The following is a 12,026-nucleotide window of genomic DNA, read 5'->3' as shown; positions in this document are numbered from 1 at the left end:
CGGGGCGCCCGGGCAGGCCCAGGGGGCACCGCTGGCCCCCCTGGCAGCTCAGGCCACAGGTCCAGGGACACGCCGACCGGGGCCGCACTGCGCCTTTCATTGCTCACAGCACAACCCCCGCCATAGAGGGCATGCAAGCCACCCACTGCGCCTTCTGGCAAACCACGCAGTGCGGGAGGCCATGGGGTTTGTGTGACTCAACCAGAGTTAGCCCGTTCTTGGCCGAGGTTTGGAGCGCACGCGAGATCGTCTCGCGCCATCGATATCCATTGGCTTTTCTCCGAGGCGGGATATGTACGCACCGGGCTTTGTGTGCTCCTACTGGGGGTCGCATGCTTCGATCTCGCTTCAATCTCAGACGCGCTTGAGCAGCTCAGAGACAGGGCTGCGCACCTTGCCCAATGGGCCGCTGCCGTCCAGGCTCTTGGCCTTGCGGCGGATCGTCATGGCGTCATAGATCGCGGTCGACTTCGGGTCAGCGTGGCCGAGCAGACCCTGCCGCGTGATCAGGTCCACCTCATCCTCGGCCAGCTCGACGCCGAACAGATGCCGCAGGGCATGAGGGTGCCGCTGCTTCTCCGGCACACCGGCGGCTTCACCATGGCGCTGGATCATTCGCCACACGGCCTGGCGGCTCAGGCGCACCGCCTCGCCCCGGTATTCATCGGCCGGCACCCGAGTGTTGCGGCCGTTGACGAACAGCACATGCTCGGTCGAACCGCGCACGCTCACGGCCCGGTCGAAGCCCTTGAGCTCCTCATGATCGAGGTAGACCCGCAGCAGCATCTCGGCCTCGCGCGGGATCGGCAGCAGCCGCTCGCGCTCCCCCTTCTCCGTCACGCGCACCAGCATGCGCACCTTGCCGCCAATCTCCTGATTCCGCAGGTGCTCCACGTTGAGCGCCACCAGGCCCGACACCCGCAGCCCGCAGCCGATCAGCAGCCCCAGCATGGCCGCATCACGCAGGCCCAGGAAGGTGCCCATGTCCGGCGCCCACATGAGTCGCTCCGCGTTATCCAACGTCAGCGCCTCGGGCAGCGGCTTGGCCAGCTTCGGGTGCCGCAGCGCTGCAGCTGGATCTGTGCGAACCAGGCCTCGCCCCTGCGCCCAGGCATAAAAGCCCTTGATCGCGGAGACATACGGCTTTCGGCTGCGCGCCACCACACCCCGCTTGTGCAGCCAGATCCCGCTGAAGGTCTCCAGCGTCACCGTGTCCGCCTCCAGCATCGGCGCGCCGTCCAGGCATTCGACCAGGCGGGCCAGGGCCATCCGGTAGGCCTCCAGAGTCCGCGGCCGCCTCCCCAAATTGATCTGTAGATATTCCGCGTAAGCCTCAATCAGCTGCGCATCGGTCAATTGCTCGGCCATGGCCTGGTGCTTTCTGGGGAGGGGGTAGCGCATTCCACCCGTGGAATTGCGGATACCCCATTTTAGAACCATAGAAACCCAGTATCCATGCGGCTTGCAGCCCATTTCCCAAACCACGAAAAACCCGTGGATCCCTATATCAATCCGTGGTTACAAAACTTACTAGATTCTCAAACCCGTGGAGTCTCGATAACCGCTCCCGCCTCTCTTTCTCTCTATTTCTTTAATCAAATCAAAGAGATAGATAAATAGAGCGAGAAGCAAGGCAAAAACAAGACCTGTGGAAAAAGAAAGGCAACCCGTGGAAAAAGAAAGGCAACCCGTGGACACAAAAAATGGCAGCGGCGCGGAGTTTCATAGAGGGCGGGATAGGCAAAAACTATTCAGCCCACGGGTCCACGGATTAACGCAGCTCTGCCCGCCTGGATTCTGAGAAATTGAACGTCCGGCCGACCCGGTCGCCCCTTTTCCTCCCCGCAGGGGCTGGCTGTCGCCCCCTAACCACATTGAGGGGTGCGGGGAGGCAGCGCGAGACCTGCGCGGCCGCGGCTGTGCACCTGGTGCAGCGCTGGCCAGGCAGAAAAAAGCCCGGCACAAGGGCCGGGCTGAGGGCTTGGGGACGGGGAATGTCAGCCTGCAGCGGCGCCGCTGGCCAGGCATGCAGTCAACCAGGCACCAGGGGCTCCCCAGTCCCTGCGCTGGCCAGGCGCGCCTGCGCCAGCTGCCGCAGCACCACATCACCCGGCAGCTCATCCCACTCCACGATCTTCAACACGTCCGCCGCCGTGAACGGCAGCACCCCCTCGTCCGTGCTCGCCTGCCAGCCCCGGGCATTGCAGTACGCCGCCACCGCCTCTGCGCTGCCCAGGTCGGTGAACAGGGCCAGCACCTGGTCCGCCATCAGCTCCGTGTCCTCCCCCGCCTGCAGCCGCGCCTTCAGGTCCAGCAGCGCATCCATCTGCGCCTGCGCACGCCGCGCCTCATCCGCCTTCACGCGGTACAGCCGCTGCACCGCCGCCAGGGGCATCGCCACCCCCTCCGTCACCGTACGCGCGCTCACGCCGGCACCTCAACGCCCAGCTGCAGCGCCGTGCCCCGCAAGCCATCACAGGCCAGATCCAGCCGCGTGCGCACGCCATCCAGCAGCGCCACCAGCCCATCCGCCGCCAGGTGCTCCAGCGTGTTCGCCTGCGCACCCTGCAGCAGCTGCACCAGCATAGCCACGCCGTCGCGGCCGCAGGTCACATCCGCCAGCGCCGTCTGCATGTCGGCCGCCACCTCAACAGAAACCAAAGCATCACTCATGACAACCTCCAAGCACTGGTGCGTTGCAACCGCGTCGAACCGCCCTGCCGGCGATACACCTCCCGGGCCATGGTCCACAGCTCAGACGGCACCCCTTCACCAGGGGCCTGGATCAGCGCATACACATCCTCCGGCGCAAGCCGCCGCGGCCCCTTCTCCCCGGGCGCCAGCAAGCCCATCGAGGCGGCCTGTTCCGCCGCGCGCTTGGCGCTTCCCGTGCCCACATAAAGCAGCATCAGCGCACACGGCGCAGGGCACACCCCCTGCTGCACCTGAGCCAACAAGCCGTCGACCACCGCCGCCTGCACCTCCACTGCCTCACGGCGTCGGGCCAGATCAGCCTGCATGCGCTCCAGCGCCGCCATCAGCGGCGCGCTCATTCGTCACCCCACGGCTCATGGCCACGGCCCGGCGCTACCAGCTTCTTCGGTGGCGGCTTCAGCGCCTCCGGCGCCAGCTGCTCCAGCGCCTGCGCCTCGATGCCCACCAGGCGCGACACCTGGCACAAGTTCTGGTGCAGCTCCTGCGCCTCCGCCCGGTTGCGCGCCTTGCGCAGCCGCGCCACCAGCGTGCTGCGCTCCTTCAGGTAAGCCAGGCGCTGCGCGTAGCTCATCGGCCCCGCCTGCTGCGGCGCCTCGCGGCCCTCCAGCACATCCAGCACCCAGCGGCGGAACGCCGCCGCCCGCTCCGTGCGGGCCAGCATGCCCAGCAGGTGCGCACCCCGCAGGCTGAAGATCCGCGTGGCCTGCGGCCCGCCGGCGCTCGGCAGCTCCAGCATTTGCGTCATATCGGGCGTGAACTCGGCAGTGTTGCGTTCGTACAGCTCGCGCAGCTTGTCGAACTTCTGATAACCCAAGGCTCCCCCAATCTGGGGGAGCCTTAGCCACGGCTGACCCTGTAGGTCAACGATATCGAACTCGGTGTTTTGAAAGACCAGCGTCACCGCGCTGGCCCGAGCAAGGGGTTTCGTCGTCGTCATGGCAAAAGCCTCCATCCATGCAAAGGGCGCCGGGGCGCCCGGTCGCGCAACGGGCCCACGGGGCCGCTGCGCCTCACGCGTCGCGGTGGGGTTAGACCAAGCCGGCGCGGGCCTGCCGCTCGCCGGCCTGCACCAGCTGCACCAGCGGCAGCGCCCAGGCCCACTGCAGCGCCACGGGGGCCACGCCTTCGCTGCGGCGCAGCTCGCCGCAGCCCAGCGCGGTGTACGCCTCGTGCAGGCTCAGCAGCACCTCGCCGCCAGGGCCTGGCTCAGCCAGCAGCGCCTGCAACAGCGCCCGCGTGTGCTGGGTCACGATGAACTCATGCCCGGCCGCATGCAGCCAGCCCGAGCCCAGGGCCAGCTCAGCCTGGCTGCGGGTCAGCAGCACGAACTTCGCGCGTGGATCGAGCTGAGAGCCCGAATCGGAGGGAACGGAGGGAGAGAGGGGAAAAGCCATGAAGGGCCTCCTGTGGGTCGGTTGTGAAACCGCCACCCCCTGTCAAAAGGGTGGCAGCCCAAGACGGGTTGACAGACCGGTGACCCAGCGGAGGCTGAAGCCGGCGAGCCTTGCGGCTCCCCGTCTGGGCCACCATTGATCGTGTAGGGACGAACGTGGTCCAGAAACGGCAAAGCCGCATGCTACATGCGGCTTCTGTGCCGCTGGGTCAAAACGGGCTGTCAAACCCGCCTGCATCACTGCAGTGCCTTCACTCTACATCACGAAAGGCGCAGTGCGCAAGATCAGTATCCGGCGCCACAGTAGCCATGCCACATGACACTGAAGTTAGCAGCGCTTTGCCGCTCGTCTTCACTCATGTAGCCGCGGTCGGTCGGGTCGAACTTGATGTCATGGTCGGGGAAATGGATGAAGCGGGTAAAACCCACATAGCCGCCCATGCGGTTGCGCGCGTTGACCTCGCCACAGAACGCGCCCTCCTTGTTCCCCTTGAAGACCTGATTGAACTGGGCAGACTCTGGGTCGTTCAGGTGCTGACGGACATCAGCCTTCATTTGCTGCACAGGCCACCACACCGCGACGGCATAGCCCGCCAAGGCAACAGCGGCTGCTGCGCAAGCCGCGATAGGCCACTTTTTCATGACTCGCTCCCTGTATTGTTGGTGCGCTACTCTACTGCGCCTTTCAGCGAAAACTCGCGCCGATCCAAAGGGAGAAACCATGACAGCGAACACTCATTGCCCTCACTGCAGCGGCCTGGTCCACCAGTGGTTTGATGCGCAGGCTGGCCTCATCGTCGGCGTTGCCGTCGAGTGTCAAAGCTGTGGTGCCACAGGCCGCGCGGTCGTTCGCCCGCCCATCCCCCCGGCCTTGCTCGACAAAGGCTTCTCTGCTGAAGAAATGGCCGCGCTCGAAGCAGCCGGGCAGGCCGCACGCACGGCCATGAAGCCGCGCCAGGCCTAACCTACACTCCCAGCGGGCCCTGCGGTTGTTTCCAATGGGAAGGGTTGGGGGTCTGAAAAGGCAACCATGATCCGGTTCGAATCCGGCGCCGCTGGGCCCGCCTTGCAGCCTGGCCAGGCCGGGCAAAAAAAAGACCCGGCCACACGGCCAGGTCAGAAACGCTGCGAGGTTTCAGGAGGGAGGGTTGGGGTGTCAGCCCACTCGCAGCGCAGGGAGGCGCGCAGTCTACCCCAGGCCCACAGCCCCCTAACGCCCCCGCTCCAGCCTCCTGCGCACATCGCCCACCCGGCTGCGCACCATGCCCCGGCTCATCAGCCCCTGGTCAAAGTAGCCCGCCTTCGTCGGCCCCAGCACGCCGGCGCGGATCTCCGGGCCCAGCCGCTCCAGCGCCTGCATCGTCGTCTCGCGGCCCGCCCGGTCCGCCTCGGCCACCTCGGGCCCAAACACCGCCACCACAAAGCTCAGCGTGTTCGGGTGCGCCGGCCAGGGGCAGCTCTTGCGGTCCGGGTACACGCCCGGGCCCAGGCCGTGCAGGTTCTGCTTCGCGTACAGGTCGCAAATGTCCGGCCGGGGGTGCCGGGGGCTCAGCAGGAAGCGAAAACCCACCACCCCGGGCGCCTTCGCCGCCGTGGCCATGTACGCCTCGCCATGCGCCCGGTTGATCTCCGTGCGCGCCACCCGCTGCGCGGCCGCCAGCGCCCCGCCAGCGCTGTCCTGCAGGGTGTCGGCACCCCGCAGCACATTTGCCACGTCTGAGGCCCGCTGCGCGGCCTGCGTGGCCTCCGGCACCGGCAAACCGCGCAGCAAGAACTCCCGCGCCGCCTTGTGCGCCCCCCAGCCCTGCACCACCGCCGCCTCGATCGTGCGCTGCACCGCCTCCCGCGCGCCCCGGTTCACCTTCCAGATCCGGTCGCTCAGGTTCAGCCCATCGGCCGCGCGAAACTCCGCCACAAAGCGCACCGCCGCGTCCACCTGCTGCGCCGCCTCCTGCCGGCTCACCACCGGCGCCACCGCGCGCCCGGTGGCCGCCAGGCCCTCGCCCGTAAGCGGCCGCACGCCCAGCTCCGCCGCGTCCTGCAGCGCCTGCTCGATCAGGCCTGCGCTCGAGGTGCCCAGCGCCTGCAGCACCTGGTCAATGCGCGCCAGCAGCCCGCGCAGCTGCTCCAGCCGCACCTGCTGCCCGCCGGCAGCCGCCTGCAGGATCGCGCCGCGCACCTGGTCCGCCGCCTCGCTGTAGATCCGCTCCAGCTCGGCCATCACCTGGCCGTCCAGCTGCTCCATCCCATTGCGCGCCGCCTGGCTGGCGCGCCGGATCGCGGCGCCCACCGCGCCGGAGTACTCGCCCTCGGCCAAAGTCGTGAAGGCCATCACCCGCCCCGGCCGCGGCCGCGATTGCTGCCCGGCTGCGAGATCGCCGTGGCGCTCTCCCCCTTGCGCCCGTTGCCCGGCGTGATGCTCACGCGCGCCGGCGCACCGGGTGCGCCGCCCTGGCCAGCCCCCGGCACCCCGCCAGCGGCCGCGCCACTCACGCCCGGCACCGGGTACGGGCTGCCCCGCTGCGCCCACTCATCCAGCGCCTGCACCACCCGCGCCGGGTCGCGGCCCAGCTCCTCCCACACCAGCGGCGGCGGCAGGCCCAGCGCCTGCAGCTTCAGGCCCAGATCCGCCACCTGGTTCGGCGTCTCCGTGCGCCGCTCGGCCATGCGCACACAGAACTCGTCCTGCCCGATCACCACGCCCTTCAGCAGCATGTGGATCCGGAAAATCGATTCGTACTCCCAGGCCAGCACATCCTGCAGCGCGTCGATCTCGTCAAAGTAGTCCCGCTTCAGGTCATCCAGAATGTCCCGGCTCAGCCCGTCCGTGTAACCCATCAGCCCCTTGGGCAGCGGCGTGCCGGCAAAGAAGCTGTCCAGCAGGTGCACCACATCGGCAATGTGGTCCAGGTTCGCATCGCCCTGCACGGCCGTCACCGCCCCCTTGCGGTTGCTGTAGAAGTCGGTGGTGATCTCACCCTTCTCCCCCTCCACCGTCTTGCGGTAGCTATCCAGGTCCTCGGGGTTCGCTCCCTCCAGCACATGGCTCAGCCGCAGCGGCGCCCGCTGCCGGCGCCGGATCACCAGGTCCTCCTCCGTCATCACCAGCTTGCGCCAGGTGTCCGCCACCGCGTCCAGCATCGGCCGGCCCATCTCGCCCATATCGTCGTAGTTCAGCGGGTCGAAGCGCGCCATCTGCAGCTGGTACGCCGCAAAGGTGTGCAACACCTTGCCGGTCAGCACATCGCGCTGCTCCCAGGCCTTGGTCGCGTCCTTAAATCGCCCGCTCTCGTCCACGATCGGCACCATGGTCTCCGCCGGCATGCGCACCGCCGCCGCCACCCGCGCGCTGTCATCAAGCACCAGCTGCAGCGGCAGGTTGCCCTCCGTCACCAGGCCGCGCGCATCGCTGCGGATCTTCTGGCTGCGCGTCAGGTCCAGCCGGGTGGCAAAGGCCTGCCACTCCCGCCGCAGCGTCTGGCTGCTCGCCGTCTCCTGGAACTGCGCCACCAGGCCGCCCCGCGTCATGTCCCGGCACACGCGGCCGTGGATCATCTTCACCCGGCCGTCGCGCACCTCCATCTGCCGCAGCAGCACGATCTTCTCGCGCACCTCGGTGGACGTGGCGAACTGCCGGTAGAAGCGCGCCAGCGCCACATCCGCCGGCGTGCGTGAGCCCCGCTCATTGGCCGGCCGCTCGTACAGCGGCGCCAGTGCCGATCGCATCAGGTCAGCGGCCGAAGTCTTGGCCGCGCTGGCCAGTTGTTTCCAGTAGCCCATGGCCACCTCCTTTGTCATCTGAGCAGGGCCAGCGGCAGCCCGCTCGGCCCCAGCAAGTCTGAGCGCCCCACGCGCCGGCTCTGCACCACCGCCGGCGCGTCCTCCAGCCCGCGGGTCATCAGCGCGTACACCGCGGCGCACAGCGCATCGAACAAGTCATCACCGATCTTCTGGTCTGCCATCTGAAAGCTGCTGTAGCTCGCCTTCGTCGGCACCGCCTTCATGTTCCCCAGCTGCCGCACCAGGGCCAGCCAGTCCGGGTCCTCGCCCGTCCAGCCCGTGTCCACGTAGGGCAGCGCCATGCGCCCGTGGTGGAACAGCTCGCGCACCGCGCTGGCCATCACATGCTTGGTCATGCCCTCAAACCGCATCGGCGCAAACGCCCACTGGTTCCAGGCCCGGGCCGAGCTGTCGCCATCCGCCACCGTCTCGCGGTTGATGTGGGTCAGGCCCTGGTTGAACAAGTCGTCATTCACGGCCGTCAACATGCCCACCCCGTAGGCATCGCCAATCGCGTAATCCGGCCGGAAGTACTCCCAAGCCGCCACCAGGTCGCGCCGCAGCGTCTGGTCACTCACGCCCGGCGCCCACAGCTTCACATAGGGCACCGTCACCCAGTTGCCCACCGTCTCCGTCACCACCAGGCTGCTCTTCGATGCGGCCGGGTTCTCGCCATGGCCTGTGTGGTCATAGCCAAACGACACCAAGCCCCGCTTCTTGTACGTCTGGCCAGGCAGCGGCCCCGCCCGCCCAATGCCCGCCTCGAGGCCCACTGCCAGCGCCCGCCGGATGTGCTCCTCCCAGATCCAGTTGCGCGCCTGGATGTTCTTGCACAGGAACTGCCGGATGTACTCATCCGCCGGCAGCTGCACCCGCATGCTCTCGGCCCAGCCCGGGTCGATCGCGCCCAACGCCTGGCCCAGGTGCACATCCACCGTGGTCAGCACGTGGTACTCGCCCGTGTTCAGCAGGCTCTGTAGCACGCCTGCGCCCTTGAACACCCCGCAGATCCGGATCTCCGGCTTGAACCGCGCCACGCCCTGGTCCACCCCCAGCCGCCGTGCCGCGCCCAGCATGGGCAGAAAGCGGCTCATCAGCCGCTCCTGGGGCATATCGTCCACTTCCTCGACCGAGGCCATCGTGATCGCGTCCCCGTCGATCTGGCTCATGATCCCGTAGGCGCTGCCCTTGCTGTGGTTGGCGAACTCAAAGCCCGTGTCCTTCAGCTGCGGCCGGCCCTGCTTGTAGGCCACAAACGCGCTCAGCATCGGGCTGCGCCGGATCGCCTCCACCATGTAGTCCAGGTTGTTCTGGCTCTGCTGCAGCCGCGGCGCCACGATGCCGCACTCCTGGTACGCCTCGGTGGCCAGGCGCTCCAGGTTGTACATCTCCTTCACCGCCGTCTTGCCCGTGCGCCGGCAGCTGAAATCCGCCGTGTTCGGGTGCTGGTCCATCTCCACCATCTTCAGGATCTGGATCGGGTCGAGCTCCACGTTGTGCACATGCTTGTGCCACAGCGCATGCGGCCGCAGCCCCGTCGCCGGGTCCACCCGGGCAAAGCGCATGATCTCCGTCTCCGCCACGCTGGCGTGCTTCACCCGCTCCGAGGCCGAGGTCCTCATGGCTTGCCACCGCCGCCCGTGTTGGCCGCCTTCTGCCCCGTCTGCGCCTCATGCTCCAGCAACACCGGGTCCTGCTCCGCCACCTGGCGGGCCTTGCTCACCAGCGCCGGCATCGCCTCCAGGGCGGCAGCCATCCGCGCGCTGAAGCTCTCCAGCGCCTCCATCGGCTTGGCCTCGCTGCCCAGGCGGCCGCGCAGCTGCGCCTCCTCGTCCTCCTGCGCCTTGATCGTCATCCCCAGGTCGCTCAGGTTCAGGCCCAGGCGCGTCACCAGGTCAGCGATCGGCTTGAATGCCGGGTTGCTCTGGTAGTCGTAGATCTGGCGCACCTCACCATTGCCATCCACATAGCTCACAACCTGGCTGCGCATCACGCCCTCAGCGTCGGGCACCGTCTCCAGCCGCGGCGTCTTGATCACCACACCGTCGCCCAGCACCGCCTGCAGGCACATCTGCAGGCTGGCCACCAGGGCCGCGTGCAGGTCGCCGTGGATCTTGGCCAGCGCCCGCGGGTTGCGCTGCTCAAACGCCGCGCTGTGCAGCATGAACAGCTCCGTCTGCTTCACGCAGGCCGGCTGATCGGCGCACCAATACCGGTCCACATCGCAGCGCTCGCAGAAGGCATAGCCCCCGGGCTTGGCCGGGAAGTAGGTCGCAACCCTCGCGTTCAGCCCATGCTTCATGGCGTTGAACCTGGTCCGCAACGCCTCCTCGGGCGTCGGGTGGCCCGCCAGGTTGGCCGCGCTGGCGGCCTGGCCGGCCGGGGTCTTGGGCCCCGTGCTCATCTGGTGCGCCTTCAGCAGGCCACGCTCCCACGCCGCCTGCGGCTGCGCCGACGCATCACACGCCGGGCAGGTGCCGAAGTACCGCCAAGGGTGGTGGGCCGCTTCCGGGTCTGGGTCAGGCTCCACCAGGTCGGGCTCCGCGCTCCAGGGATGGCGGCACACCGAACACCTGAAGTTCACCCGGTCCAGCTCCGCTGACCAATCCGTCGATCCATTGCCTCTGCGCATCCCCGCAGTGTGGGCAGCAGCGCCTGCCAGTTGCAGGGGCAAGCTGGGGCCCAGGGCCCCTGGGCCGGCTAAAACTGCGGCGTGTTGCGCAGCGCCTCGGCCATCTGCCGCGCCTGCTGCACCTGGTCATGCAGCTGCATCAGCACCCGCCGCAGCGCTCCCGCGCTGATCGGCCTGTCCTTGGCCTCATGAGGGGCCAGCAGGTCCAGCAGGCCCTCCAGCATCTGCTCCGGGCCTTCCAGCCCTGCCTGCAGCTCCTCCAGAAGCCCGTCCTGCGCCTCGCGCCAGGCTGCCGCTGCACCACCGGGCGGCGGGTGCAGCCGGATCGGCTCGGTGTGGGTGGGGGTTTCGGGGGTGGTGCCACTGCTGCCGTGCGTTTCCTTCGCCGGCGCTTGTTCTGTGCGCATGTTGTCCGTCCGCTCTCGCGTGTTGTCGTCTGGTTGGGTTTGAGTGTTGATTTGACCCCTCAGCCATGCGCGGGCTGGCGGCCTTCCGAAGATTGCCCGATCCCATGGCTCACCAGATGAGCCAGGGCAAAAGATGCTGCGAAATACTGGGGGATCGGCTCAATTGTGAGGGGGAAGCCCGGGCCTTGCATCCCTCGCCTTCCACGCCTCCAGCCCCAAACGCACCAGCAACACCAGCATGCTGTTCAAGCTGCGATCCTCCGCCTGTGACAGCTCCCGCAGCTCGCCATGCAGCTCCCGAGGCAGCCTGGCCATCAATCCCACCGCGTCTTTCACAGCAGCCCCTTCGCTCTCGTAGTGACACCATGTCACTATACAGACGGTGCAAAGTAGTGTCAGAGTAGTGTCATGACCGACCTGCACCGGAGCCAATACAGGCTGCCCGCCGCCCTGTACGAAAAGCTCCAAGCCGCTGCCGATGCTGCAGGCCGAAGCCTCAACGCCGAACTGGTGCACCGCCTCGAGGCCTCATTCCAGCCCGCCAGCTCCAGCCAGGCTGAGCTGCAGGAGCTGATCGAGCAGGCCGTGCGCCGCGCCCTGGCCACCCCACCCGCCCCCTCAGCCTGAATCCCCGGGCGCGCTGCGCCCATCCGTGGGCCAGGCCTCCATGCGAGCGTCGTAGGGCGACCACTGCACCCAGAAACCCACCCGCTCAAAGCTGCTCGCCACCGTCTGGCTGATCACCCGGTGCGGGTGCGTCACCCGGATCGCCCAGCCTTCGGGGTGGTACTCCGAAGGCCACACGATCACATACCACCCATGCGCCGGGGCCGGCTGCCAGGGCAGGTAAATCGCCAGGTGATCGGCCAGCAGGCGCCGGCGCAGTTCGGTGAATCGCACCGGGGCATTCTGGGCCAGATCCCTACAGGAGCCCCCGCTGTACAGGCGCTCGGCTGACCGGCAGCAGCCCGGTCTCCCAGAGCACCGGCCCTGTGTGGCAGACCCCGACGCTCACCACCAACGTCCTGCGCCCGCTCCGCAGCGTCAAGTCCACGCTGGTGTCCCAGTGCTTCTGCTTGATCACAGTCCACACGATCCG

At 67.8% G+C, this 12,026-nt stretch carries 15 protein-coding genes; 2 read left to right on the top strand and 13 right to left on the bottom strand.

The annotated features are described in order from the left end of the window. Window positions 1-354: 354 nt before the first annotated feature. The 7 genes from OOB33_RS10820 to OOB33_RS10790 all read right to left on the bottom strand — a co-directional run bounded on the left by OOB33_RS10820 (window position 355) and on the right by OOB33_RS10790 (window position 4,750). Window positions 355-1,368, bottom strand: a complete 1,014-nt coding sequence (locus tag OOB33_RS10820; protein ID WP_271008673.1) for a tyrosine-type recombinase/integrase — start codon at window positions 1,366-1,368, stop codon at window positions 355-357. 664 nt (window positions 1,369-2,032) lie between these two features. Beyond that, a complete protein-coding gene (locus OOB33_RS10815; protein WP_271008672.1) occupies window positions 2,033-2,428 on the bottom strand; it encodes a hypothetical protein in 396 nt (131 codons plus the stop codon). Then, window positions 2,425-2,673, bottom strand: coding sequence for a hypothetical protein (locus OOB33_RS10810; protein ID WP_271008671.1), 249 nt, complete (start codon window positions 2,671-2,673; stop codon window positions 2,425-2,427). Before OOB33_RS10810 ends, OOB33_RS10815 begins: the two co-directional genes overlap by 4 nt. After that, window positions 2,670-3,053: a hypothetical protein gene (locus OOB33_RS10805; RefSeq protein ID WP_271008670.1), complete on the bottom strand. Its 384-nt coding sequence runs from the start codon at window positions 3,051-3,053 to the stop codon at window positions 2,670-2,672. Before OOB33_RS10805 ends, OOB33_RS10810 begins: the two co-directional genes overlap by 4 nt. Then, window positions 3,050-3,652, bottom strand: a complete 603-nt coding sequence (locus tag OOB33_RS10800; protein WP_271008669.1) for a BRO-N domain-containing protein — start codon at window positions 3,650-3,652, stop codon at window positions 3,050-3,052. The genes OOB33_RS10805 and OOB33_RS10800 overlap by 4 nt, the downstream gene beginning before the upstream one ends. 91 nt (window positions 3,653-3,743) lie before the next feature. Beyond that, the gene (locus OOB33_RS10795; protein ID WP_271008668.1) at window positions 3,744-4,109 is read right to left on the bottom strand and encodes a hypothetical protein; all 366 of its coding nucleotides are present in this window, start codon (window positions 4,107-4,109) and stop codon (window positions 3,744-3,746) included. A 284-nt stretch (window positions 4,110-4,393) separates the two neighbouring features. Further along, window positions 4,394-4,750, bottom strand: coding sequence for a hypothetical protein (locus tag OOB33_RS10790; RefSeq protein ID WP_271008667.1), 357 nt, complete (start codon window positions 4,748-4,750; stop codon window positions 4,394-4,396). Between the two features lie 79 nt (window positions 4,751-4,829). Between OOB33_RS10790 and OOB33_RS10785 the strand changes: the two genes are divergently transcribed. After that, window positions 4,830-5,072 (top strand): hypothetical protein, encoded by a 243-nt coding sequence (locus tag OOB33_RS10785; protein ID WP_271008666.1) that lies wholly within the window; start codon window positions 4,830-4,832, stop codon window positions 5,070-5,072. 246 nt (window positions 5,073-5,318) lie between these two features. Here the strand turns inward: OOB33_RS10785 and OOB33_RS10780 are convergent, their stop codons facing one another. The 5 genes from OOB33_RS10780 to OOB33_RS10760 form a co-directional block, all read right to left on the bottom strand. Next, a complete protein-coding gene (locus OOB33_RS10780) occupies window positions 5,319-6,440 on the bottom strand; it encodes a hypothetical protein (protein ID WP_271008665.1) in 1,122 nt (373 codons plus the stop codon). Further along, complete coding sequence (locus tag OOB33_RS10775) at window positions 6,440-7,888, bottom strand: hypothetical protein (RefSeq protein WP_271008664.1); 1,449 nt, start codon at window positions 7,886-7,888, stop codon at window positions 6,440-6,442. The genes OOB33_RS10780 and OOB33_RS10775 overlap by 1 nt, the downstream gene beginning before the upstream one ends. A 14-nt stretch (window positions 7,889-7,902) precedes the next feature. Next, window positions 7,903-9,510, bottom strand: a complete 1,608-nt coding sequence (locus tag OOB33_RS10770; RefSeq protein WP_271008663.1) for a hypothetical protein — start codon at window positions 9,508-9,510, stop codon at window positions 7,903-7,905. Continuing rightward, window positions 9,507-10,292, bottom strand: coding sequence for a hypothetical protein (locus tag OOB33_RS10765; protein ID WP_271008662.1), 786 nt, complete (start codon window positions 10,290-10,292; stop codon window positions 9,507-9,509). The genes OOB33_RS10770 and OOB33_RS10765 overlap by 4 nt, the downstream gene beginning before the upstream one ends. A gap of 296 nt (window positions 10,293-10,588) precedes the next feature. Next, window positions 10,589-10,927 (bottom strand): hypothetical protein, encoded by a 339-nt coding sequence (locus tag OOB33_RS10760; RefSeq protein ID WP_271008661.1) that lies wholly within the window; start codon window positions 10,925-10,927, stop codon window positions 10,589-10,591. A gap of 408 nt (window positions 10,928-11,335) precedes the next feature. On the opposite strand from OOB33_RS10760, the gene OOB33_RS10755 reads away from it, so the two are divergent. Further along, the gene (locus tag OOB33_RS10755; RefSeq protein ID WP_271008660.1) at window positions 11,336-11,554 is read left to right on the top strand and encodes an Arc family DNA-binding protein; all 219 of its coding nucleotides are present in this window, start codon (window positions 11,336-11,338) and stop codon (window positions 11,552-11,554) included. Here the strand turns inward: OOB33_RS10755 and OOB33_RS10750 are convergent. Continuing rightward, window positions 11,546-11,827, bottom strand: a complete 282-nt coding sequence (locus OOB33_RS10750; protein WP_271008659.1) for a hypothetical protein — start codon at window positions 11,825-11,827, stop codon at window positions 11,546-11,548. The genes OOB33_RS10755 and OOB33_RS10750 overlap by 9 nt on opposite strands. Window positions 11,828-12,026 lie beyond the last annotated feature (199 nt).

The organism is Paucibacter sp. B51, assembly GCF_027863535.1.
Lineage (GTDB): Bacteria > Pseudomonadota > Gammaproteobacteria > Burkholderiales > Burkholderiaceae_C > Paucibacter_A > Paucibacter_A aquatilis.
The sequence above is the reverse complement of the archived record's forward strand: the minus strand, read 5'-3'. Positions and strand labels throughout refer to the sequence as shown.